The 21274-nt window shown below is 71.4% G+C and carries 19 protein-coding genes, 1 tRNA gene and 1 pseudogene; 13 read left to right on the top strand and 8 right to left on the bottom strand.

The genetic code is table 11. The features are described 5' to 3' along the window. Positions 1–250: 250 nt before the first annotated feature. The 3 genes from ACFU99_RS03810 (at position 251) to glmS (ending at position 3465) form a co-directional block, all read left to right on the top strand. Complete coding sequence (locus ACFU99_RS03810) at positions 251–1177, top strand: DUF4429 domain-containing protein (protein ID WP_384385251.1); 927 nt, start codon at positions 251–253, stop codon at positions 1175–1177. 99 nt (positions 1178–1276) lie between these two features. Next, on the top strand, positions 1277–1552 hold the full coding sequence (locus tag ACFU99_RS03805; RefSeq protein WP_384385249.1) for a hypothetical protein: 276 nt from the start codon (positions 1277–1279) through the stop codon (positions 1550–1552). 92 nt (positions 1553–1644) lie between these two features. Beyond that, on the top strand, positions 1645–3465 hold the full coding sequence (gene glmS, locus ACFU99_RS03800) for a glutamine--fructose-6-phosphate transaminase (isomerizing) (RefSeq protein WP_384385246.1): 1821 nt from the start codon (positions 1645–1647) through the stop codon (positions 3463–3465). A gap of 612 nt (positions 3466–4077) precedes the next feature. On the opposite strand, the gene ACFU99_RS03795 is transcribed toward glmS, so the two are convergent. After that, a complete protein-coding gene (locus ACFU99_RS03795) occupies positions 4078–4599 on the bottom strand; it encodes a universal stress protein (RefSeq protein WP_384385245.1) in 522 nt (173 codons plus the stop codon). Between the two features lie 348 nt (positions 4600–4947). Here ACFU99_RS03795 and ACFU99_RS03790 point away from each other — a divergent pair, with 348 nt between their 5' ends. From ACFU99_RS03790 to ACFU99_RS03765, 6 genes are all read left to right on the top strand, one after another. Then, on the top strand, positions 4948–5316 hold the full coding sequence (locus ACFU99_RS03790) for a hypothetical protein (protein WP_384385242.1): 369 nt from the start codon (positions 4948–4950) through the stop codon (positions 5314–5316). 368 nt (positions 5317–5684) lie between these two features. After that, the gene (locus ACFU99_RS03785; protein ID WP_384385239.1) at positions 5685–6995 is read left to right on the top strand and encodes a helix-turn-helix domain-containing protein; all 1311 of its coding nucleotides are present in this window, start codon (positions 5685–5687) and stop codon (positions 6993–6995) included. A 5-nt stretch (positions 6996–7000) separates the two neighbouring features. Then, positions 7001–7609 (top strand): oligoribonuclease, encoded by a 609-nt coding sequence (gene orn, locus ACFU99_RS03780; RefSeq protein WP_384385236.1) that lies wholly within the window; start codon positions 7001–7003, stop codon positions 7607–7609. Between the two features lie 95 nt (positions 7610–7704). Continuing rightward, a tRNA-His gene (locus ACFU99_RS03775) sits at positions 7705–7777 on the top strand. 140 nt (positions 7778–7917) lie between these two features. Next, entirely contained in the window at positions 7918–8583 is a 666-nt protein-coding gene (locus ACFU99_RS03770) for a hypothetical protein (RefSeq protein WP_384385233.1), read from the top strand. Positions 8584–8625: 42 nt separating this feature from the next. After that, positions 8626–9057, top strand: coding sequence for a pyridoxamine 5'-phosphate oxidase family protein (locus ACFU99_RS03765; RefSeq protein WP_384385230.1), 432 nt, complete (start codon positions 8626–8628; stop codon positions 9055–9057). 116 nt (positions 9058–9173) lie between these two features. On the opposite strand, the gene ACFU99_RS03760 is transcribed toward ACFU99_RS03765, so the two are convergent. Genes ACFU99_RS03760 through ACFU99_RS03750 form a run of 3 tightly spaced genes read right to left on the bottom strand, consistent with a single transcriptional unit; the run spans position 9174 to position 12135 of the window. Next, the gene (locus ACFU99_RS03760) at positions 9174–9536 is read right to left on the bottom strand and encodes a DUF4180 domain-containing protein (protein WP_384385228.1); all 363 of its coding nucleotides are present in this window, start codon (positions 9534–9536) and stop codon (positions 9174–9176) included. A gap of 38 nt (positions 9537–9574) precedes the next feature. Continuing rightward, complete coding sequence (bla, locus tag ACFU99_RS03755; RefSeq protein ID WP_384385226.1) at positions 9575–10510, bottom strand: class A beta-lactamase; 936 nt, start codon at positions 10508–10510, stop codon at positions 9575–9577. 56 nt (positions 10511–10566) lie between these two features. Further along, complete coding sequence (locus tag ACFU99_RS03750) at positions 10567–12135, bottom strand: penicillin-binding transpeptidase domain-containing protein (RefSeq protein WP_384385269.1); 1569 nt, start codon at positions 12133–12135, stop codon at positions 10567–10569. 302 nt (positions 12136–12437) lie between these two features. On the opposite strand from ACFU99_RS03750, the gene ACFU99_RS03745 reads away from it, so the two are divergent. Together ACFU99_RS03745 and ACFU99_RS03740 are read left to right on the top strand one after the other, a co-directional pair. Further along, positions 12438–13439, top strand: a complete 1002-nt coding sequence (locus ACFU99_RS03745) for a LysR family transcriptional regulator (RefSeq protein ID WP_384385224.1) — start codon at positions 12438–12440, stop codon at positions 13437–13439. Then, positions 13436–14350, top strand: coding sequence for a serine hydrolase (locus tag ACFU99_RS03740; RefSeq protein ID WP_384385221.1), 915 nt, complete (start codon positions 13436–13438; stop codon positions 14348–14350). The genes ACFU99_RS03745 and ACFU99_RS03740 overlap by 4 nt, the downstream gene beginning before the upstream one ends. Positions 14351–14444: 94 nt before the next feature. On the opposite strand, the gene ACFU99_RS03735 is transcribed toward ACFU99_RS03740, so the two are convergent. Together ACFU99_RS03735 and ACFU99_RS03730 are read right to left on the bottom strand one after the other, a co-directional pair. Then, complete coding sequence (locus ACFU99_RS03735) at positions 14445–15257, bottom strand: class I SAM-dependent methyltransferase (RefSeq protein ID WP_384385218.1); 813 nt, start codon at positions 15255–15257, stop codon at positions 14445–14447. Positions 15258–15348: 91 nt separating this feature from the next. Continuing rightward, positions 15349–16395 (bottom strand): LacI family DNA-binding transcriptional regulator, encoded by a 1047-nt coding sequence (locus ACFU99_RS03730; protein ID WP_384385215.1) that lies wholly within the window; start codon positions 16393–16395, stop codon positions 15349–15351. 853 nt (positions 16396–17248) lie between these two features. Between ACFU99_RS03730 and ACFU99_RS03725 the strand changes: the two genes are divergently transcribed. Beyond that, positions 17249–18760 carry a GH1 family beta-glucosidase gene (locus ACFU99_RS03725; protein ID WP_384385213.1) on the top strand — a complete coding sequence of 504 codons (1512 nt, stop codon included), beginning with the start codon at positions 17249–17251 and terminating at the stop codon, positions 18758–18760. 19 nt (positions 18761–18779) lie between these two features. Here the strand turns inward: ACFU99_RS03725 and ACFU99_RS03720 are convergent, their stop codons facing one another. Continuing rightward, a complete protein-coding gene (locus ACFU99_RS03720) occupies positions 18780–19649 on the bottom strand; it encodes a spermidine synthase (protein WP_384385210.1) in 870 nt (289 codons plus the stop codon). Between the two features lie 57 nt (positions 19650–19706). Next, positions 19707–20156, bottom strand: a complete 450-nt coding sequence (locus tag ACFU99_RS03715; protein ID WP_384385266.1) for a hypothetical protein — start codon at positions 20154–20156, stop codon at positions 19707–19709. A 461-nt stretch (positions 20157–20617) separates the two neighbouring features. Here ACFU99_RS03715 and ACFU99_RS03710 point away from each other — a divergent pair. Then, positions 20618–21244 (top strand): annotated as a pseudogene (locus tag ACFU99_RS03710) (tetratricopeptide repeat protein); the annotation flags it as partial. Between the last annotated feature and the right edge of the window lie 30 nt (positions 21245–21274).

The raw sequence follows: 21274 nt of genomic DNA, 5'->3' as shown, positions 1-21274 counted from the left end.
CAGGGAGCCGGCGGGGCGGCTGTGGGGGTGGTGCCGGGCGCTGCGTCTCACAGGAAGTCCCTTCACGGGCTGTGTACGGAAAGTGGCGCGCACGAACGTCCACCTGGGTACCAACTGCCCCGCGAGCGGTCAAGGCGGCGCCTGCCTCCGCCGCTCCTGCCGCCGCTCCTGCCGCCGTTCCTGCCGCCGTTCCTGCCGCAGCTTGCGGCGCACCCGCAGCACCGCGAACTCGCCTGAAAGAATTCATCCCATGGCGGAGATCATGCAGAAGGACGGCGTGTGGACGTTCGACGGCGAGACAGTGCGCATCGTGCCGGGCCGTGAGCGCGGGGTGCACCTCATGCGCCAGACGCTGGGCGAGCTGGCGGTGCCGCTCGCCGCGGTGGCGGGCATCGCCTTCGAAGCGGGGCGCAAGAGCGGGCGGCTGCGGCTGCGGCTGCGCGAGGGCTCGGACCCGTTGCTCCAGGTCACGCGGGGGCAGCTGCCGGACGCGGCCGACCCGTATCAGCTCTCGGTGGAGCCGGACCGCACGGGCGTGGCGGAGTACTTCGTCACCGAGGTGCGCAACGCGCTGCTGCTGGAGCAGATCGGCAACGGCCCGTGCGACCGCTATCTGCTGCCGGGCCCCGCGGTGCCGCTGTCGGTGGGCGCCGGGGACGGCGTGGCCGCCTTCGACGGGGAGACCGTGCGGCTGGAGTGGAACTGGAAGACCGAAGACGCCAAGAAGTCCGCGGGTACCCGTGTGTTCTCGGTGTCGGATGTGATGTCGGTGGTGTGGCAGCCGTCCGCGGGGCTGGAGCACGGCTACCTCCGCTTCGTCCTGGCGAACGCGTCCACGCAGGCCCCGCCCAAGTACGACCCGTACGCCGTCGAGCTGTACGGCTTCAAGAAGGACCCCCTGATGGCGCTGATCGCGGCGGCGGTGACGGCCCGTATGCCGCACCCTTCCGGCGCGGACCAGACGCCCGTGGCGCTGTCCAAGCCCGCCGACGCCGCGCCGGGCGGGGCGGCCGGCGGGGGCGGGGCCGGGGGCGACGGCGGGCAGCCGGGCGGCGACGGGAACGATCACGACACGCTGCTGCGCAGGCTCCGGGAGCTGGGTGAGCTGCACCGGGAGGGGATACTGACGGCCGAGGAGTTCGCGGCGGCCAAACAGGCGGTGCTGAAACGCTTCTGAAGTCTCCTTCTGCCACCCCAACAGTCACTCCAATAAGAATCCTGCCCGATATCGGGCAGGATTCTTGCGATCAGCCCCGTAAATCATCAGTATCAACGGGTGCTCGAACGCCGTACGTCCCATGACGACCTCGTCGACCACCTGGTGCGCAGCACCCCCCTGCAACGCGGGGAGGCCGCCCGGGTGGTGCTGGACGTACTCGCGTACTTCGACGAGACGGCCGAGGAATTCGTCCGCCGCCGCCACCGCGAGTTGCAGTCCGGCGGGCTCACCAACCCGGACATCTTCGAGCGGATCGCGGCCGAGCTGCCGCACCGCGCGGTGGCGCCGCCCGGACTCTCGCTGCGGCAGCTGCGCCGCATCGTCTACGGCTGAGCCGCCCGCCGGGCCCCGACCGCACCGTCGCGCGGCCCCGGCCGGGCAGCGGCTCGGCACCCACGACCACCGACCCTGGGAGGGCTAAACACATGTGCGGGATCGTCGGATACATCGGCAGGCGTGACGTGGCACCGCTGCTGCTGGAGGGCTTGCAGCGGCTGGAGTACCGGGGCTACGACTCCGCGGGCATCGCCCTGCACGCGAGCGGCAAGACCGGCGGGCTGAAGTCCGCGAAGGCCAAGGGGCGCGTCCGCGACCTGGAGGCGCGGCTGCCCAAGCGCTTCGCGGGCACCACCGGCATCGCGCACACCCGCTGGGCCACCCACGGCGCGCCCAACGACGTCAACGCGCACCCGCACCTGGACGCCGAGGAGAAGGTCGCCGTCGTCCACAACGGCATCATCGACAACGCCTCCGACCTGCGCGCCAAGCTGAGCGCCGAGGGCGTCGCGTTCCTCTCCGACACCGACACCGAGGTGCTCGCCCATCTCATCGGCCGCTCCCAGGCCCCCACCCTGGAGGAGAAGGTCCGCGAGGCGCTCCGGCTGGTCGAGGGCACGTACGGGATCGCCGTGCTGCACGCGGACTTCCCGGACCGCATCGTCGTCGCCCGCAACGGCTCCCCCGTCGTGCTGGGCATCGGCGAGAAGGAGATGTTCGTCTCCTCGGACGTCGCCGCGCTCGTCAGCCACACCCGCCAGGTCGTCACCCTCGACGACGGCGAGATGGCCACCCTGAAGGCCGACGACTACCGCACGTACACCACCGAGGGCTCGACCACGTCCGCCCAGCCGACCACCGTGGAGTGGGAGGCCGAGTCGTACGACATGGGCGGCCACGACACGTACATGCACAAGGAGATCACCGAGCAGGTCGACGCGGTGGACCGCGTGCTGCGCGGCCGTATCGACGACCGCTTCTCCACCGTGCACCTCGGCGGCCTCAACCTCGACGCCCGCGAGGCGCGCGCGGTGCGCCGGGTGAAGATCCTCGGCTGCGGCACCTCCTACCACGCGGGGCTGATCGGCGCCCAGATGATCGAGGAACTGGCGCGCATCCCCGCGGACGCGGAGCCCGCCTCGGAGTTCCGCTACCGCAACCCGGTCGTGGACCCCGACACCCTCTACATCGCGGTGTCGCAGTCCGGCGAGACGTACGACGCCCTCGCCGCCGTGCAGGAGCTCAAGCGCAAGGGCGCCCGCGTCCTCGGCGTGGTGAACGTGGTCGGCTCGGCGATCGCCCGCGAGACCGACGGCGGCGTGTACGTGCACGCGGGCCCCGAGGTCTGCGTCGTCTCCACCAAGTGCTTCACCAACACGGTGGTCGCCTTCGCCCTGCTCGCACTGCATCTCGGCCGCATCCGCGACCTGTCCGTCGCCGACGGCAAGCGGATCATCGCGGGCCTGCGCAAGCTGCCCGAGCAGATCGCCGAGATCCTGCGGGACGAGGAGCACATCGCGAAGCTCGCGGCCGAGTACGCGAACGCCCAGTCGATGATGTTCATCGGCCGGGTGCGGGGCTACCCCGCCGCCCTGGAGGCGTCGCTGAAGCTCAAGGAGATCAGCTATATCCACGCCGAGGCGTACCCGGCCTCCGAGCTGAAGCACGGCCCGCTCGCGCTCATCGAGCCCGCGATGCCGACGGTGGCGATCGTCCCGGACGACGACCTGCTGGAGAAGAACCGCGCGGCGCTGGAGGAGATCAAGGCCCGCAGCGGCAGGATTCTCGCGGTCGCGCACCGGGAGCAGGAGAAGGCCGACCACACGATCGTGGTGCCGAAGAACGAGGACGAGCTGGACCCGATCCTGATGGGCATCCCGCTGCAACTCCTCGCCTACCACACGGCGTTGGCGCTGGGCCGGGACATCGACAAGCCGCGCAACCTCGCGAAGTCCGTGACGGTCGAATAGCCGCTGCCGACCCCGATCGGCGCGGGCGGGAGCCGCCTCGACGGGCGGGGACGAGAGCGGGCCGGCCACGGGGGTGCCGGTCGGGGGCTACCCCTCCGCGCGTGCCACCACGCGCGCGGAGGGGCCGCCTCCCCTGCGCCGATGCCGCCCTCGCACCGGCGACTGCCGTCCCGGGAACCGTCACCTCCCGGTCGACGGCAAGCTGTGTTCGAGGTCTACCCCCTACCCACACGCAATCCACCCCTACGCATGGGTAGATTTATCGACTGTTTGAGACCGACCGAAGTCAACTCGACCGATAACCATCGGCGTTTCTTGTGACTGGGTCGCGTACGGGGTAGTGGGGCCCGCCGTCGCACGCGGGCGCACTCCCAGCGGGACCGCCGCGCGCGGAGCCGCGCCCCCTATGGGACGCGGGCGGAGCGGTGGGGGCGCCCCCTGCCCGTACCAGCGCTCTGTACGGACGCGGGCGGCGAGGCCCGTCGGACGCGCGCCCGCACGACGGCATACGGGCACGACGCTGGCCACTCCCGTTTGCACTCCTGCATCACGCACCCCGCGGACCGTCATCGCGTACGGACCTACGCCGCCGCGAGGAGCGACGCCCGCCGGCTACGGGATGACGACGACGGGGCGCTGGGCGCGGCGCGCGAGGCGGCCGGCGACCGAGCCGAAGATGCGGCCGACCAGGCCGTGCGTGGAACCGACGACGATGGCGTCCGCCGAGTACTCCCGGCCGACTTCCTCCAGCTCGTGGCAGATGTCGCCGCCGCGCTCGACAAGGATCCAGGGGACCTCGGAGAGATAGTCCGCGCACGCCAGTTCCAGGCCGAGGACCTCGGTCCGGTGGTCGGGAACGTCGACGAAGACGGGGGGCTCGCAACCTGCCCAGACGGTCGTCGGCAGCCGGTTCGCCACATGGACGATGATCAGGCCGGAGCCCGAGCGGACGGCCATGCCGATTGCGTACGCAAGCGCTCGCTCACTCGACATGGATCCGTCGAAGCCGACGACGACGCCGTGCCGGAAAGCCGGGTCGCAGGAGTGACGTGTTTCTTCCGCCGCTTCGGGGGCCGCCGCGTGATCGGCAACCCTCTTGCGGTCCGCGGGTTCGGGGAATTCGTGACCGGCCATCGATGTCTCGGCGAAGGAAATCCTCTTGCGGAGGGATCAGCGGTGGGGTTCGGCGGTGGGCTGGTTGGAGTTGTCGTCGGACAGTGAACAACGGGCGGATCATGGTGCACGAAATCCGTCCGGGATTCATCTTTCCAAGTCCTTACCCACCAGGGTACGGCGACACTCGCCTCCTGCCCAGAGGCCGCCCCATGGGACGAACCGCCCGGAGGCGGGTTCCGAGGAGCATGCACGAGGGCGGCCCGTAGCGCAATGCCTTGGGGGTAGCCCTGACGCGCGCGGTGCAGTGACCCGGCGGCCGGGGGCGCGTTGTAGTACCGCCGACCGCCACCAGTAGGGAGCTCTCCAGTGCCGGGAATCCTGCGGTACGCGCGCCGCGACGACGCCTCCGGACGCCCCGGCGCGGACCCCGACGACACCCCCTTCACAGCCGCCTCCGACTCGGTGGGGGACCTCGTGCGCTGGGCGGTCTTCAGCTGTGCGCTGGTCCCGTTCGTCCTGCTGGCGTGCGGCCGGTCGTTCGGCGGCGCGGCCAGCTCGGCCGTCGGGCTCGCGGCCGTGACCTGCGCCTGCCGGGCCCTGCTGCGCCGGGCCGAACGGAACGCGGCCCGGTCGTCCGCCGAACGCGCCGCTCCGCACCGGGGCCGCCACGGGCGTACGGGCGTGGGGGCGCACCGGGGCGGGCACCTCAGCGAGGGGCGTGCGCCGGGCGACTGACGCACCGCCAGCTATGCGCCCGTAGCTTTTCAGCCAACTTCAGGCCGAAGCACATCCCTTGGCCTACAGGGCCCCCAACAGCCGCTCGACCAGCAACGAAAGGACCGAGGAGAGCGGTTGCGGCCCACTGGGATTGGGCATGGGCGAGAGGCGTACTTTTCAGCGGGGCCTGCAAGTGCAACGCTTCGTGATCGAACGCTTTACGCCAAGTTGCCATGTCGACATAGAGCCGGGTGGTGAACTGGTCACCGCGACCACATGCGACACAGTAGATTCGATCTTGGCCATGACCGGCGGGGGAACCGTTCAGGACCGAGGGGAAACGTGCAGGACCGAGAGGACTCGACCGCCGAGGGGGGCTTAGCGCCATGAGCCAGGACTCCACGACCGTACCGGAGACCACGCGCAAGCTCTCCGGACGCCGCCGCCGGGAGATCGTCGCTGTACTGCTCTTCAGCGGCGGCCCCATTTTCGAGAGCTCCATCCCGCTCTCCGTGTTCGGAATCGACCGCCAGGACGCCGGCGTTCCGCGCTACCGACTGCTGGTCTGCGCGGGCGAAGATGTGCCATTGCGAACGACCGGCGGACTGGAACTGACAGCACCGTACGGCCTGGAGGCGCTCTCCAGGGCGGGCACCGTCGTCGTGCCCGCCTGGCGCTCCATCACCGGGCCACCACCGACCGCGGCGCTCGACGCGCTGCGGCGCGCGCATGAGGAGGGCGCCCGGATCGTAGGGCTGTGCACGGGCGCCTTCGTACTGGCCGCGGCCGGCCTGCTCGACGGCCGTCCGGCGACCACCCACTGGATGTACGCGCCGACGCTCGCGAAGCGCTATCCATCCGTGCACGTCGATCCGCGAGAGCTGTTCGTGGACGACGGCGACGTGCTCACTTCGGCGGGCACGGCCGCGGGCATCGACCTGTGCCTGCATATCGTCCGCAACGACCACGGCGCCGACGCCGCGGGGGCCCTGGCCCGCCGGCTCGTCGTGCCGCCGCGGCGCACCGGCGGTCAGGAGCGCTATCTCGATCGGTCTTTACCAGAGGAGATCGGCGCGGACCCGCTGGCCGAGGTCGTCGCGTGGGCGCTGGAGCACCTCCACGAGCAGTTCGACGTGGAGACGCTGGCGGCCCGCGCGTACATGAGCCGTCGCACCTTCGACCGGCGTTTCCGTAGCCTCACTGGGAGCGCTCCACTGCAGTGGCTGATCACCCAGCGGGTGCTTCAGGCGCAGCGGCTCCTGGAGACCTCGGACTACTCGGTGGACGAGGTGGCGGGGCGCTGCGGATTCCGCTCGCCGGTGGCGTTGCGCGGCCATTTCCGCAGGCAGCTGGGGTCTTCCCCGGCGGCCTACCGGGCCGCGTACCGGGCGCGCAGGCCGCAGAGCGGTCTCGTCGACCGGGTGGACCGAGCGGACCGACCGGACCGGACAGAGCGCGCGGACCGTGCGGATCGGGGGGACCGATCGGACCGTCCGGACCGTCCGGAGCTGGTGGAGCAGCGGGCCGGGGAGTCGGCGTCCCTGCCGATGCGCCGTTCCGCCGTCGCCACCGCGCACGCCGTGTCGGGGACGGCCACCGCGGCGCCCCCGGTCCCGGACCGCCCGGAACCGGGGAAGCCGGAGTCCGACCTGTACACCCCACGCCTGCCCGGCCAGCGGGAACGCCCCGTAGGGTGAGACGCATGAACGATCGCATGGTGTGGATCGACTGCGAGATGACGGGGCTCTCGCTGTCGGATGACGCGCTCATCGAGGTGGCCGCGCTGGTCACCGACTCTGAGCTGAACATCCTCGGCGACGGCGTGGACATCGTGATCCGCCCGCCGGCCGAGGCCCTGGTCACCATGCCCGAGGTGGTCCGGAGGATGCACACGTCCTCCGGACTCCTCGCGGAGCTGGACGCCGGGACCACGCTGGAGGACGCGCAGCAGCAGGTCCTGGCGTACATCCGTAAGCACGTACCGGACGCGGGCAAGGCCCCGCTGTGCGGAAACTCCGTCGGCACGGACCGCGGCTTCCTGCTGCGGGACATGCCGGAGCTGGAGAGCTACCTGCACTACCGGATCGTCGACGTGTCGTCCGTGAAGGAACTGGCCCGCCGCTGGTTCCCGCGCGCGTACTTCAACAGCCCGGACAAGAACGGCAACCACCGGGCCCTCGCCGACATCCGCGAGTCCATCGCCGAGCTCCGCTACTACCGCGAGGCGATCTTCGTCCCGCAGCCCGGCCCGGACTCGGACACCGCGAAGGCCATCGCGGCCAAGCACGTCCTGCCTGCTCAGGACCGCTGACCCCGCTCGCTCCCGGCCCCGCCAAAAGCCGGGAGCGAGCACCCCTCCAGACCCTGTACACTTTTCCTCGGCCGGTGCGAAAAGCACCGGACATGGTGGGTATAGCTCAGCTGGTAGAGCACCTGGTTGTGGTCCAGGATGTCGCGGGTTCAAGTCCCGTTACTCACCCTTGATGATCGGCCCCTGACCTGGGAGAACGGGTTGGGGGCCGATCTTTTGCGCGCTGCGGCCAAACCGCGGCCTGGGGCCGTGGCCCCAGGCGCGGGTGGCTTCTGGGGGAGGAAGGCGGCCGCTCCTACGCTGGGGCCATGGAGAAAACGCTTCGGGAACTTGCCATGGGGGCCGCCCTCTTACTTTCGTGTGTCGCGTGCACGGCGGCGCAGGGTGGGGAGAGTTCCGGCAGTGATACTTCGGCGGCGGATGATTTCACCTCGTTGGCCAAGCTCCCGTCCGTCGGTTTGAGCGGAGATTCGCTCTCCTCGATTCAGTCGGTTCAGTCGGCTTCAGGGGAGGGGCCTAAGCCCCTGGGGGAAGTGCGGCAGGGGGAGCATCAGGTGGTTGCCTACACCCAGGGCAAGGCATGCGGCCTCGCGGTCTCCGATGGAGAACCTTCGGGCAAGGGACTGATACAGCTGACCTCTGAGTGGCCCGAGGCGAGTTCTGCGGGCAGCAGACCGTACGCTGCCGGCCCCTACAGCATCGCTTCGTCTTCCGGCGCGGACGGGTCCGCGTTCGTCGTACTGAACTGCGGCGACAAGGCAATGGTTGTCGAGTACTCCGCTCTCGACAAGAAGCAGGCGACCGGGCGGGGAAACGTCTCCATCGAGAGCAGCCGAAAGACGCCCGGGGACTTGCTTCTCATCTTCGGCTCGAAGGACGCGCGCAAGGAGATTTCCGCTCGGCTCGCTCAGTCGTCTTCGTCTGCGCCCGGTCGGGAGCGGACCGGGCCTGGGTATGGGCATGGGCGTGGTTGAGGACTGACGCATGGGCGGGTCGAGGGGTGGCACGATCAAGGCATGACGGAACGAGAGTTCGATGTTGATGCGTTTCTCGCTCAGCCGCTCACCGCTCGGGTGGCCACCAATGGGCCGACCGTGCGGCCTACGTGGTTTCTCTGGGAGGACGAGGCTTTCTGGGTGCTGACCGGGCCGTGGGCGAAGTTGCTGGGCCGGGTTCAGGCTGATCCCGCGATCGCGCTCGTCGTTGATGTGTGCGATGTCGGAACGGGGTCGGTCAGGCAGGTAATTGCCCGTGGGCAGGCGGAAGTCCTGCCGTTCGACGTGGCACGGGGGCGGCGGAAACTCAGTCGGTATCTCGGTACGGACGAAGACGAGTGGGATGCCCGCTTCCGGCGCTACGTGCGCGATGACCCGGCCGTGTCGGGGGCTGCTTGGGTACGGCTGCGGCCTGCATCGCTGACTGCCAAGGATCTCAGCTATTCCGTTTGAGGGCGGGGGCTGCGGCGTTATTGGTGCGGGTTTTGGGGCTGCCGCGTGGGGCGGTATTGCCGGTGGTGGGGTCCGAGACGAAAGCCGCACCAACCACGGCAATACCGCCCCACCCCTCACCCCTTCAACCGCTCCCCCAGCTCCTCCGCATCAGCCACAAACCACGTCTGCCGGCCCCGGTTGCATTCGCGGATGAAGTCCCTCAGCGCCGAACTGTCCTCCGTGTAGTTCGAGATGTCGCCCATGACCACCAGGCCCACGCGATAGTTGACGAACTTCTGGACGATGTCGCCTGCTACTCGGGTGCTCAGTTGGAAGAAGGAAGCGTCGAAGCGTTCGGCGGGGATGACGACCCATTGGGCGCCTTGGTAGGAGGCATTGCCGATGAGGTCCAGGGCGTCGCGTTCGGCGGCGATGGGGTCGCCTTCGGGGTCGCATATCAGGACCTGGACGTCGTGGATCGTCTGCATAGTGCTCATAGCTTGCGAGGTTAATTCCTGGCGGGGCCCGCGTCAGGTCAGCGGGTCAGTTCCTTTGCCACCAGCGCTGCCGTCCTCGCCACCAAGGGGTTGTCCGTCGGGCCCTTCGGGTCGTACTTGGTCGAGAGCACCGAGAGGACCAGCGGGGAGCGCTTCGGGGGCCAGACGACGCCTACGTCGTTGGCCACACCGTACTGCGTGCCGCCACCCGTCTTGTCCGCCAGAATCCAGTCGGCGGGGAGGCCCGCGCGGAAACGTTCGCCGTCGGTGGTGTTGGCCACCAGCCAGGCCGTCAGCGTTTCGCGGTCCTCGGTTTCCAGCGCGCGGCCCACGAGGAGGCGGGCGAATGTCTTGCCGATCGCACTGGGGGTGGTGATGTCCGTCTTGCGCCAGGGTTCCGCCGAGTTCAGTTCCGGCTCCCAGCGGTCGAGCCGGGTCGTGCCGTCGCCGATCGAGCGGCAGAAACGGGTGATGGCGGTCGGGCCGCCCAGTTCCTGGAGCAGGAGATTGGCCGCGCCGTTGTCGCTCTCGCTGACGGCGGCGGCGCACAGCCGCTCGACGGTCAGCCCGTTCGCGATGTTCTCCGGCTTTCCGGTGACCGGGGTATAGCCGGATTTCTTGACGAGCTTCTCGGTGTAGCGGATGCGCTTGGCCAGGAATTCGCCGTCGCGGTCGAGATCGCGCAGCACCGCCGCGGCCGTGAGCACCTTGAATACCGAGCACATCGGAAAGCGCTCGGCGGCGCGGTACGAGACCGTCGCGCCCGTGTCCGTATCGAGGGCGTACACCCCCAGCCGCGCTTTGTACTCGTCCTCAAGTGACCGCAGTTGCCGGGAAAGGTCCCCGATGGGCTGTGGCGTTGCGGCGTACGCCCTGCCCTTACCGCCGGAGAGGGTCAGCAGGGTCGCCAGCGCCGTGCCGGCGCCTACGCCCAATACCGCCCGGCGGGACGGGGCGGCTTCGGTGATGTGCACAGTCGGTCTCCTCTTTCTCTTCTTGCTCTTCTTTCTCAGCCGATTGCTCCTCTTTCTCAGCCGAGATTTCGTAGGAAGCCGGCCGCCACCGGGCCCGCGTCCGAGCCGCCGGAACCGCCGTCCTCCAGGAGCACCGACCAGGCGAGGTCGGACGAGCCCTGGTAGCCGATCATCCACGCGTGGGTGCGCGGCGGGTTCTCGGTTCCGTACTCGGCGGTGCCCGTCTTGGCGTGCGGCAGGCCCGGCAGGTTCTTCAGCGCGTGGCCCGAGCCCGAGGTCACCGTCGCGCGCATCAGGTCGCGCAGATCGGCGGCCACCTTCGGGTCGAGGTCGCGGGCGGCCCGGAACTTCTTGTCCACCGCGTCCGGAACCAGCACCGGCTGTTCGAACTTCCCGTTCTTCACGGTCGCCGCGATGGACGCCATCACCAGCGGCGACGCCTCCACCCGCCCCTGTCCGATGACGCCCGCGGCCTTGTCGTTGTCGCTGGTGCTGGCCGGAACGCTGCCGTTATACGTCTTGGCGCCCACATCCCAGCCGCCCCCGATGCCGAACGCCTGGGCGGCGTCCCGCAGCGCGGTGTCGGAGAGCTTGCCGCGGGCCCCGACGAAGTACGTGTTGCAGGACTGCGCGAAGGCGTCCTTGAACGTCGACCCCTCGGGCAGTACGAACTGATTCTGGTTCTCGAAGCGCTGGCCGTTCACATGCGCGAACTTCGGGCACGGCGCTACGTCCGCGGGCCGCACCCCCTGATCCAGCAGCGACGCCGTCGTGACGACCTTGAACGTTGAACCGGGCGGGTAGCGCCCCTCCAGCGCGCGGTTCATGCCGCCGGGCTTGTTGACGGCGGCGAGGACGTGGCCGTTGCGCGGGTCCACCGCCACGATCGACGCTGTCTTCTTCACCCCTGACAGCGCGTCGGCCGCCGCCCGCTGTACGCGCGGGTCGATAGTCGTCCGTACCGGCCGGCCCTCCTTGGCCTTCTCCGCGGACAGCGTCTTCACCGGCTCCCCGCTGCGGCGGTCCGCCACCACCACCGACTTTCCCGGGCCCTTGCCCCCGGAGAGGCGCTCGTCGTACTGGGCCTCAAGCCCCGAAACGCCCTTGCCGCTCTTGCCGTCCACCACCCCGACCAGCGAGGCGGCCTCCAGCTTGTCGCCCTTGCTGTCGAGAATGTCCGCCCTGGCGGAGTTCGCCAGCGCGAGCGTCTGTCCGGGCTCCATCTTCGGGTGCACCATCGACGTGGTGAACTCCACCGTCCACTTGCCGGACTTCTGGCGCACATGCGCCTGGGAGTCCCAGCCGTACGCGCCGACGCCCGGTACGCGCATGGTCACCGTGAACGGGACGCGTACGTCGCCGTCGCCCTTCCGCTCGCCGCGCCCGGCGGTGATCTCCGTGCTGGAGGGCTTGAGGTTCGTCATCACCGATGCGATGAGCGACTTGGCGCCGTCCGGTGTGTCCGTGTACGTACCGGCCTGCTCGGCCTGGCCCTTCTGCCACGCACCCAGGAAGTCCTGAAGGCGCGCCGTCGCGGCGGTGACCTGCGGATCAGTGGAGTCGTCGGCCCCCAGGAGCCGATATCCGGCGTACCCGCCGCCCGCCACCAGCACGACGAAGGCCAGCGCGCCGAACGTCCACTGCTTGCCGCTCCATCGCCCACGCGATCCGCGTCTCTCCCGGCCGCCTCGGTACGGAACTTCCGGGTGCGGGTCTGGTCGGTGCGGCGCGCCCTCTTCGTACGGCGCGTCTTCTTGGTTCGGCACGACGTCCTCCTTGGGGGCCGGTTCGGTGTGCTCGTTCGGTGTGCTCGTTCGGTGTGCTCGTTCGGCCTGCCCAGTGAAGTCCGCCCTTCAGCGCCATGTCGAATACACTCTCGACTTCGACGCGATTTGATCTCGATATAAGTGCACGTCAGGGAGGTGCTGTGCTGACCGAACGGCATTTGGAAATCTTCGTCGCGCTGGCGGAGGAGGAGCATTTCGGCACCGCCGCGCAGCGCGTGGGCATCACGCAGCCGCCTCTCTCCCAGGGGCTGCGCCGACTGGAGGCGATGCTGGGCGTCCGCCTCTTCGACCGCAGCCGCGGCGTCACCCTCACCGACGAAGGGGCGCTGCTGCTCCCGCACGCCCGCCGGGCGCTGGCCGCGCTCACGGAGCTCCGCGAGACCGGGGCCCGCGAGCAGGCCGACGGCCGCCGGCTCAGGCTGGGGCTGGCCCCCGAGGTACCGGCGTGGGTCGCGGCGGCGGTGGCCTCCGCGCCCGGCCGCGCCGGGGAACGGAACCGCATCACCGTGGTGACGGCCCCGACCGCCACGCTGCTGTCCGAGACCGCGGCGGGGCGGCTCGACCTCGCGGTGATCCGGCACCCGGCGGTGCTGCACGGCCTGGCCGCCGGGCGGGTGGTCCTCTTCCCGACCTGGCTCCTTTCCCCGGCCGACCCCTCAGCCGAATCGGATGAGCCCGCCGAGGCGCGTCCCACACCTCAGTCGCGGCACCGCCGCCCCGTCGCCGTACGCCCCCGCGAGGAGGCGCCCGCCGCGTACGACCTGTTCATCGACACCCTGGCCAGCCGCGGGCGCCGCGTGGAAACGGTCCAGGTCTCCGACGAACGCGCCGGACTGGCGCTGGTCGCCGCCGGTCAGGCCGTCATGGTGACGGCCGACAGCACCCTGACCGCCGACGGCGTCGACCGCGTCAGGGCCACGGACCCGCCCCTGCCGCTGCGGCTTCGGGTGGTGTGGGGTTCGCGGGGGCCCGACGGAGACGGAATCGCGCGGACGGCGCAGCTGCTGGTGGAGGCCCTGTCGTTGCAGGCCGAGGCATTGCAAGCCCAGGCTTCGGAGATCCGTACCGGGGAGTCCCGTACCAAGGAGCCCCAGGCTCCGGAATCCCAGGAGCTGACAACAGAACCGGGAGCCGGGAAATGAGCGGGGCCAGGCGCGAGAGCGGCGCGCAGCGCGCGATCCGCGGCATGTTCGCCGACGCCGGTGTCCGAGGCTGGCTGCACGTGGCGGACCTGCACCGCCCGGCCGCGCGCGTGGTGATCGACCCCGACGAACCGGTGCCCATCGGCTCCGTCTACAAGGCGCCGCTGATGGCCGCCTACTGCCGGCTCGTGGACGCCGGGCAGATCGACCCGTGCCGCCGCGTGACACTCGGCCCGGCCGACCGTATGCCCGGCCCGACCGGCATCTCGATCCTGCGGGACCCGGTCACGGTCTCGCTGCGCGACCTGGTCGTCCTCATGATGACCGTCTCCGACAACACCGCCGCCAACGCGGTGCTGCACCGGGTCGGCACGGAGGCGGTCGACGAGGTGTGCCGGGATCTAGGGATGGCGGACACACGCATCCATGGCGGCGTGGCGACCACGTTCGCCCAGCTGGTCGCGGAGACCGGGACCGATTCGCTGAGCGACGCGCTGGAACGTATCTCCGACAACGACACGACGGTTCCCGCCGTCGTCTACAACCCGCTGTCCAAGGCCTCCGCCACGCCTTCGGACATGGCGCGGCTGCTGCACGCGATCTGGACGGACCGCGCGGCTTCCCCCGAGAGCTGCGCGTTCATGCGCGACGTGATGGGCCGGCAGGCGTGGACCCACCGGCTCGCCTCCGGGTTCCCGTACGACGACGTGCGCGTGTCGGGCAAAACAGGCACGTTTGGGTCGATGCGCCATGAAGCGGGCGTGATCGAACTGCCCGACGGCGGCGCGTACACCGCCGTGATCTTCACCCAGGCCGCTCGCGCCGACAACAAACTGCCGCGCGCCGACGCCGTCATCGGCGCCGCCGCCCGTACCGCCGTGGAGGAACTGCGGGGCATGGCGGGCACGTAGGAGATTCCGCGGCGATCGGCCGGACGCCGCTCGGCGGTGGAGACCGGAGCGGGGAGCCGTGTCATGTCGTGTCGCGTCGGGCGGTCGACGGCGTTCACAGGCGCTGGACGCGCAGCACGCCCGTCAGCATCGGGAGCGTGAACTCGCCGCGGGCGGTCTCCGGCCTGCTCGCGAGGAACTCGCGGATCCGGCCCAGGGTGGCCTCTTGTTCCTGTTCGGGCATGACCAGCACGCCCGCGCGCGTGGCGAGGGTCTCGACGAGGGAGTCGGCGGTGCGGCACTGCCCGTGCGGGAACTCGGCCTGCTCCGGTGAGCCGAAATGGGCGGCCCCGCCGGTTTGGGGAAGGTGCATGGCGGCGGTCGCGGTGCGCCAAGCGGCAGGCGTGTCACGCGGGCCGATGACCGCGCTCCCGCCGGCGCGCGCGAGTCCGGCGACCCATGCGGCCTCGTCGTCCATGACGTTCCACAGGCCCGCCAGGACGCCGCCGGGCGCGAGGACCCTGGCGATCTCGGGGCCCGCGACGGCCATGTCGAACCAGTGCATGGCGTTGCCCGCCAGCACGGCGTCGACGGACGCGTCCGGGAGCGGGATCTCCTCGGCGCTGCCCGACAGGGCGCGGACGGTCGGCAGCGAGCGGCGCAGTTCGGTCAGCATCGCCGTATCGGGCTCGACCGCGATGACATCGAGGGCGGCCTGGGCATCCGCAGCAGCTGGTGAGGCCGGTGAAGCCGTCAGTGTGGCGGTCAGCTTGCCGGTTCCCGCGCCGAGGTCGAGTACGCGCGGACCGGGGGCGTGTCCGAGCGCCCAGCCCACCGCCGCCCGCGCGTAGTCCGGACGGTGGTCGGCGTACGCGACCGCCACCGTGCCGAACGACGAGGAATGCAGCCGCCGTTCATCCTGATCCATCCGGTCACCGTAGCGACGCCGCCCTCGGTCGGCCACCCCTGTCCTGTCGCCGACCGGCGTACCCGACAAGCCCCACGGGCCGTACGGGGCCTCACGACGACTCCCGCTCCGTCAGCCGCGTCGGCAGCACCACCTGCGGGCGCTCCGCCGTCCGTTCCTCGATCTCCTGGAGGAGTACGCGCGCCATGGTGCGGCCCATCTCCTCGATCGGCTGGCGCACGCTGGTCAGCGGCGGGTCCATATGGCGGGCGACGGCGGAGTCGTCGAAGCCGACGAGCGCGACGTCGTCGGGGACCCGGCGGCCGGACTCGCGGAGCACCTGGCGGGCGCCGGAGGCCATCACGTCGGAGGCGACGAAGACCGCGTCGAGGCCGGGCCTGCGGGCGAGGAGTTCACGCATGGCCCGCCGGCCGCCCTCCTCGGTGAAGTCGGCGGGCGCGACGAGGCGGTCGTCGGGGGCGTACCCGGCGGCCGCGAGCCCCTCGCGGTAGCCGTCGAGGCGGCACTGGGCCACGTACATGTCGAGCGGTCCGGTGATGGTCGCCACGGCGCGTCGGCCGCGGGCGCAGAGGTGGGCCACGGCCTGGCGGGCGCCGTCCACGTTGTCGGAGTCGACGTAGGCGACGGTTTCGCGGGCGGAGCGGCGGCCGCTGAGCACCGCGGGCATCTCGATCTCTTCGAGCAGGTCGGGGAGCGGGTCGTCGGCGTGTACGGACACCAGGAGCACCCCGTCGACGCGGTGCGCGGCGAGGTAGTCGGCGAAGCGTTTCCGCTCCTTGGGCGTGCGGATGAGGGTGAGGAGCAGCTGCATGTCGGTGTCGGCGAGCTCCGCGCCGACGCCCCGGATCACGTCGGAGAAGTACGGCTCGGCGAAGAGCCGTGTCTCGGATTCGGGGATGACGAGCGCGATGGCGTCGGAGCTGCCCGCCGCGAGCGCGCGGGCGGCGCGGTTCGGCACGTAGCCGAGCTCGGCTACGGCCTGCTCGACTATGGCGCGGGTGCGTTCGCTGACCCGCGGCGAGCCGTTGATGACCCGTGAGACCGTGCCGCGGCCGACGCCTGCGCGGGCCGCGACCGCCTCCAGGGTGGGCGTGGCGCGCCGCGCGCCACGCCGTGTGGTCCCACTGGTCGCCGCCATGTCTGCCTCCACAGGAAGTCGCACCGCACACCATCGAAATCCGCTGCTGCCGCTGCTGCCGCCGACGCCCCGGCCGGGGTGGTCGGAGCGGTCGCGGGGTCGCGGTCACTGTCCGCCGTCACCCCGCCAGGCTGCGGCGGCTCTTCGCCGCGTCACGACTGGGAGCGCTCCCACAGTACCTGAACCACCCATACCCCAGTACGCCCTGATTCACGCAACGCGTCGGTACGGAACAGTAGTTGATCAGAGTGGCAGGCCCGAAGCCACGGCGGGCGGATCGTCCGCCGGCGGTCCGTAACCGCGCACTCGTCCCCCGGCCGGCCGTCCGCCTCTCCCCGCAACCGGGGATTCCGGAGGCATCCGGAGATTCCGGCGGCATCCGACGACATCCAGCGACACGGACCGCACTCACCGGGCCCGGCCGGGGGTACGTAACCGTGCGGGCCGTCATCATGGCCGAAGCGCGGTTCGGTACCGCACGCGCGTCGTGCCGGCACCGCGCGGCGTGCTTCCGGGCCCCGTCCCACGGCCCGGCTCCAGATCGGCCCCCAGTCCGCCCCCGCCGCCATCCGACTCCGCTCCAGCCGTCGCACGAACCCCCCTCACAAGCCACCTCGCCCTCGCCTCGCCCTGACCCCGCCGCTTCGCTACCCGCTACCCCGTCTCCCCCTTCCAACTCGCCCCACGCGACAAGTCGTCCCACCTCTCCCCCCACGCGCGACCACACCCGCCCGTACGTGAACACTCGTGAACATGTGTGTGCGCACCTGCACGCACGCAGTCGCGTACACGCACGAACAACACCTGAATTTCTTCACCTCACCCTCTTCACCTCGACTATGGGAGCGCTTCCATGACGTCCGAGTACGAGACAGCGAGCTTTCCCGACGGCTTCCTCTGGGGCGCCGCGACCGCCGCGTACCAAGTGGAGGGCGCGGCGCGGGAGGACGGCCGCGCGCCCTCCATCTGGGACACCTTCAGCCGCGTCCCCGGCAAGGTCCGCGGCGGCGACACCGGGGACGTCGCCGTGGACCACTACCACCGCTGGCGCGACGATGTGCGCCTGATGGCGGACCTGGACCTGAACGCCTACCGGTTCTCCGTCTCCTGGCCGCGCGTGCAGCCCACCGGCCGGGGCCCCGCCGCCCGGCGCGGCCTCGACTTCTACAGCGCGCTCGTCGACGAGTTGCTCGCGCACGGCATCCGGCCGATGCTGACCCTCTACCACTGGGACCTCCCCCAGGACCTGGAGACGGCGGGCGGCTGGCCGGAGCGCGAGACCGCCCGGCGCTTCGCGGACTACGCGCACCTCGTCGCGCGGGCGCTCGGCGACCGCGTCGAACTGTGGACGACCCTCAACGAACCCTGGTGCAGCGCCTTCCTGGGGTACGGGGCGGGGGTGCACGCCCCCGGCCGTACGGACCAGGTCGCCGCGCTGCGCGCCGCGCACCACCTCAACCTGGCGCACGGGCTCGGCGCCGAGGCGCTGCGCGCCGCCTTCCCCGCGCACGCGCAGCTCTCCGTCGCCCTCAACCCCAGCGCGGTCAGGGCCCGTTCGCAGTCGGCCGAGGATCTCGACGCCCAGCGGCGGGTGGACGCGCTCTCGACCCGTGTCTTCACCGGGCCGATGCTCCACGGCGCGTACCCCGAGGACCTCATCGCGGACACGGCGGGTCTCACCGACTGGTCGTTCGTGCGCGATGGCGATACGGCCGTCATCAAGCACCCCCTCGACGGGCTGGGCGTCAACTACTACACGCCCTCAGTGGTATCAGCCGCCACTGACAATCACGCCCCGCGGGCCGACGGCCACGGCTCCGGCGAATACAACCCCTGGCCCGGCGCCGACGATGTCGCCTTCCACCAGCCGCCCGGCGCGCGCACCGCCATGGACTGGTCCGTCGACCCGAGCGGCCTGTACGACCTGCTGATGCGCTTCTCCCGCGAGGCCCCCGGTCTGCCGCTGATGGTCACCGAGAACGGCGCCGCCTACGACGACGAGCCGGACCCGGAGGGCGCGGTGCACGACCCGGACCGGATCGCGTATCTGCACGGCCACCTGAACGCCGTGCACCGCGCCATCGGCGACGGCGCGGACGTACGCGGGTACTTCCTCTGGTCGCTGATGGACAACTTCGAGTGGTCCTACGGGTACAGCAAGCGGTTCGGCGCGGTGCACGTGGACTACGCGACCCAGACCCGTACGCCCAAGTCCAGCGCGCACTGGTACGCCCGGCTGGCCCGTACGAGCCAACTGCTGCCCGAGGTGCCGGGGATGTACGAAGGGCCCGAGGAGGACGCGCCAGGGAAGGAGGGGGCGGATCCCGGGGAAGCGGCGGGCGGGGTCGCGGAGCGGCCTTTCTGATCCGCCGTTCCTGCCCTGTTCAGCGGAAGACCGCCGGTGGCGGCGCCGGGGAAGGCCGCGCGTCGGCGTCGCCGACCGGCGGCGCGCCGCCGGTGAAGTCGATCAGCGCCCGGCCGTGCTCGACCCGCCCCGCCTGCGGGTCGGTGGCCGCGCGCCGGGTCAGCTCGGCGATCGGCAGCTCGCGGTCGGCGGCCAGCAGCACGGCGTTGCCGAACCGCCGGCCGCGCAGCACCGCGGGGTCGGCGGTCACGCACAGTTCGGGAAAGACGGTGCGTACCGTCGCGATCTGGGACCGCAGATGCGCGAGCGGCGGGCCGTCCGTCAGGTTCGCGGCGTAGAAGCCGCCGGGCCGCAGCGCCCGCCGCACCTCACCGGCGAACTCGGTGCTGGTCAGGTGCGCGGGCGTACGGGCCCCGCTGAAGACGTCCGCGATGATCAGGTCCGCCCAGCCCTCCGGCACCTTCGCGAGCCCCACGCGTGCGTCGCCGCCGCGCACCCGGATGCGCCAGCCGCTCTCCAGGGGCAGCTCGCGGCGGACGAACTGGACCAGCGGAGCGTCGAGTTCCACGATCTGCTGGGTGGAGCGGGGGCGGGTCGCCGCGACGTAGCGGGCGAGGGTGAACGCGCCGCCGCCCAGGTGCACCGCCTGGATCGGCCGCCCCTCGGGGGCCGCCAGGTCGGCGATGTGGCCGAGCCTGCGCTGGTAGGCGAAGTCGAGGTAGGACGGGTCGTCGAGGTCCACATGGGACTGCGGCGCGCCGTCGATCAGGAGCGTACGGGCGCGGGGGCGCTCCCGGTCGGGCACCAGCTCCGCGAGCCCGCCGTCGACGGCCTCGGAGACCGGCTCCGCCGCCCGCCCGCGCCCCTGCTTCCGTCTGTCCTTCGCCACCCCACCAGTATCGCCCGCATCGCGTCTGCCGTGGTCACGGCCCTGGCCGGGGGCCCGCTAAACGGGGCGGCTGGTGCGTTCGACGGCCTCGATGGTGCGGGCGGCCTCGCCCAGCGCGGCCCGCAGCACGGCCGGGTCGGTGGCCTCGGTACAGGCCGCGTCCGGGGGCACCAGCCAGCCGGTGCCGGTGACGGGCGGCTCGGAGCGGCTCGTACGGGTCCCGCCCTCGTACGTCTGCGTGCAGGCGCTGCCCGGCAGATCCCACCCGTCCGCGGTGCCGGGCGGGACGAGGAAGCCGAGGGTGTCGCCGTCGCCGTCGTGCAGCACCGGGCCGACGCCGACGCGCAGCCGAATGATGTCCACGGCCTCCAGCCCCTGGCGGGCCGGGACGGTGACGAGGTCGCACTGCTGGTCCTGCCGGTCCGAAGCCGCCGCGGGCGAAGCTGCCGCAGGCAAAGATGCCGTGGGCGAAGCCGCCGTGGGCGAGGACACTGCGGGCGAGGACATCGACGCCGTCTGCTGGGCCGACGGGGCCTGCGGCGGGCCCGGCGGTCGGGGGGTGCCCTGCGGAGGTGCTACGTGCGAGGGCGTGGCGCGTCCGGCCGACGCGTACCGTGGCGCCGCCCGGCCGCCGACCGCCCGTACGACCGCGCCCGCCTGCGCGTCTCCGATGCCCCATCCGGCTTCCGTCAAGGGAAACCCCTCCTCCGCCGCGCTGCTGTGCGTCTGCTCCCGTACACCGGGTTCAACGCCGGAACGCGTCAATGGCTACGGCACCGCGTCGCCGCAAAGGATGGCATTTCATGGCGGATGCCCAATGGGATATCCGGCTTGTAGTCAAACCGGGTGTAGCGAACCCATCACAACCGGTACGGTCGTTTTCCGCCAGCACGCCAGCACACACGCCAGTACGGCAGCACCGCCCGGTCCTCCGCACGGGACGGCACTCGCCCGGAGAGGGGCCGGCCATGGTGCCGCGCAACGCGCCCGCCTCAGCGGCTTCAGCAGCAGCGACGAGAGCGACGGTCCGGCCGAACGCCGCCTTCCGGAGGCTCCGCGGGCGGCGCTCGCAGGCCGAGTTCGCGGCGGCGGTGCGGCGGGCCGCCCGCGAGATCGGCGAACAGGTCTCCTGCGACGCCCGCTATGTCGGACGGGTCGAGTCCGGTGCGATCCGCTGCCCGAATTACGCCTACGAGCGAGTCTTCCGCCATATGTTCCCCGGGCTCTCACTGATTCAGATGGGCTTCTCGCCGCGCGAGGCGGTGCGGGGGCGGGCGCCGGGTACGGGCGGCGACGGCGGTCGGGCGGCGGGCCGGGAAAGCGCGCCGCCTCTCTTAGCGGCCCCCGCACCGGCCCCGGCCCCGATGGCGGCGCACGACGTGCTTCGGAACGCGTTCCTACAGAGCGACGCGGCTGCCCAGGCTCCCGCGACCGCCCCTGCCCCCGCGCCCCGCACCGCCCGCCGGGCCGGTGAGCCGGAGGCGAGGGCCCTGGAAGCCGCCGTGCGCCGCATCCGGCTGCTCGACGACCGGCACGGCGCGGACAGCCTCTACCGGCGCGCGGCACCGCCGCTGCGCGCCGCGTACGGGCTCCTGGCCTGAGTGGTGCGCCGTTCCGTCGCCGAC

It is taken from the genome of Streptomyces sp. NPDC057654, assembly GCF_042800135.1.
In the GTDB taxonomy this organism is placed as follows: Bacteria; Actinomycetota; Actinomycetes; order Streptomycetales; family Streptomycetaceae; genus Streptomyces.
The sequence above is the reverse complement of the archived record's forward strand: the minus strand, read 5'-3'. Positions and strand labels throughout refer to the sequence as shown.

Coding starts and splice junctions, on each gene's coding strand:
- ACFU99_RS03810 (WP_384385251.1), top strand. CDS start 251: ATGGCGGAGATCATGCAGAAGGACGGCGTGTGGACGTTCGACGGCGAG.
- glmS (WP_384385246.1), top strand. CDS start 1,645: ATGTGCGGGATCGTCGGATACATCGGCAGGCGTGACGTGGCACCGCTG.
- ACFU99_RS03795 (WP_384385245.1), bottom strand. CDS start 4,599: ATGGCCGGTCACGAATTCCCCGAACCCGCGGACCGCAAGAGGGTTGCC.
- ACFU99_RS03785 (WP_384385239.1), top strand. CDS start 5,685: ATGAGCCAGGACTCCACGACCGTACCGGAGACCACGCGCAAGCTCTCC.
- orn (WP_384385236.1), top strand. CDS start 7,001: ATGAACGATCGCATGGTGTGGATCGACTGCGAGATGACGGGGCTCTCG.
- ACFU99_RS03770 (WP_384385233.1), top strand. CDS start 7,918: ATGGAGAAAACGCTTCGGGAACTTGCCATGGGGGCCGCCCTCTTACTT.
- ACFU99_RS03765 (WP_384385230.1), top strand. CDS start 8,626: ATGACGGAACGAGAGTTCGATGTTGATGCGTTTCTCGCTCAGCCGCTC.
- ACFU99_RS03760 (WP_384385228.1), bottom strand. CDS start 9,536: ATGAGCACTATGCAGACGATCCACGACGTCCAGGTCCTGATATGCGAC.
- ACFU99_RS03740 (WP_384385221.1), top strand. CDS start 13,436: ATGAGCGGGGCCAGGCGCGAGAGCGGCGCGCAGCGCGCGATCCGCGGC.
- ACFU99_RS03735 (WP_384385218.1), bottom strand. CDS start 15,257: ATGGATCAGGATGAACGGCGGCTGCATTCCTCGTCGTTCGGCACGGTG.
- ACFU99_RS03730 (WP_384385215.1), bottom strand. CDS start 16,395: ATGGCGGCGACCAGTGGGACCACACGGCGTGGCGCGCGGCGCGCCACG.
- ACFU99_RS03725 (WP_384385213.1), top strand. CDS start 17,249: ATGACGTCCGAGTACGAGACAGCGAGCTTTCCCGACGGCTTCCTCTGG.
- ACFU99_RS03715 (WP_384385266.1), bottom strand. CDS start 20,156: ATGTCCTCGCCCGCAGTGTCCTCGCCCACGGCGGCTTCGCCCACGGCA.